Origin of the sequence: Paludisphaera soli, from assembly GCF_011064595.1 — a bacterium.
GTDB lineage: Bacteria > Planctomycetota > Planctomycetia > Isosphaerales > Isosphaeraceae > Paludisphaera > Paludisphaera soli.
In genome coordinates, this window is record NZ_JAALJI010000109.1 from 1 (window position 1) to 1,285 (window position 1,285).

1 protein-coding gene is annotated in these 1,285 nt (G+C 67.3%); it reads left to right on the plus strand.

Annotated elements, in window-relative coordinates; all coding sequences use genetic code 11:
• The first annotated feature begins 363 nt into the window (after positions 1-363).
• The gene (locus G6O68_RS31810) at positions 364-582 is read left to right on the plus strand and encodes a hypothetical protein (protein WP_165253772.1); all 219 of its coding nucleotides are present in this window, start codon (positions 364-366) and stop codon (positions 580-582) included.
• The last annotated feature ends 703 nt before the right edge of the window (positions 583-1,285 follow it).

The window sequence follows — 1,285 nt, forward strand, 5'->3', positions numbered from 1 at the left end:
TCGCCACGTATCCGAGGAGCGTTCCCATCGACGAGGGATCGATCCCCGACGAGTGTGCGGGTCTGGTCCAGCCCGTGCGTCGCGGCCACGGCCCCCCACCGAGTGCGGGCCTGCTCTGCCGGCACGGACGGCCGACGGTCGAGCCCGCCGCACCCCATCCGCGATCACCTGGCGATAGTCAACTTCCAGACGGCGTGCGAGGCCTGCGAGCAGAGGAATGTCGATTGTGCCGTGGTCGGTCCCTGGCTAATGCACCTGATCGGCCGATTCATCCGAGGCGACGGCCGAGTCGTAAGTTCAGGAGCGGATCAAATACATGCTGTCGTGGCAACCTCTGTTCCCGGCCCGGGAGGAGCCGGAGCGTTGTTGCACGCGGTCCGCCTACTGCCAGGCGAGGAGGCGGTCAAGTCCTGGGACCGCGTCGCCGACTTCCTGCACCGGGTCGACGCGGAGATGAGGCGTCGAGAGATTGGAGGCCGCTACGGCCCGATTAAGGCCCGGCGATCGTGCGGGCCGTCCATGGAGGAAGTCGAGCCGAACCGACTCGACTTCGCCGTGGTCGACGAGACGGTCGGCATCTAGCCCCAGGCCGTGTGGGCCTGGGACGTCGCGGCGGTCCGATATGTCGAGTCCGACAGCTTTTCGCGGCCGCGCCCGACCTCGGAAAGCCTTCCTGCAGGCGACCGGCGGCCGGGAGTCTGGATCCACCGGGTTCCCCTGGTCGCATATGTCCGAGACCGCCCGCGCCGTCGGGTTGCTCCTGCGGTAGCCCTACTGCCTGTTGATGATGCCCCGGCCGAGCACCTCGAACATTATCTCCGACTGGTCCAGACCTACGCCGTCCGGGGGGGGCCGCCTGATCGCGGTTCCGCCTACGGCGGATTCACGTGGGGCAGCAAGTCGAATCAGGTCGACGAGTGAATCTCAGCCATCAACTCGAGGGGGCCGCGACGCCCAAGCTGGCCGAGAAGCAGCCGAGAATGGCCGAATCCCTGCCTCATGGCCGGCTCGACCGGTAGTAACCCGGATCTTAGATAGAGTTCACCGACCGGGCGGCCCAGATCAGTAAGGTGTCTGCCCGGATTTTGGGACGAATGAGCGGACGTGCTCTGCCGGCTCGGCGCTTGACGCGGCGGCATTCCCGCGGACCGGCCTCTGCGCCGGATTCAGATCCCAGCTAGGCTCTCCCATGTCAGGTTGCTCGCGTCGCCGTCATGGACGCGGCGGGGCGGGATGAGAGCGGTCCGGGCGCGCGAGGGGTGACCCGGCGATAGTTGCGGAGCCT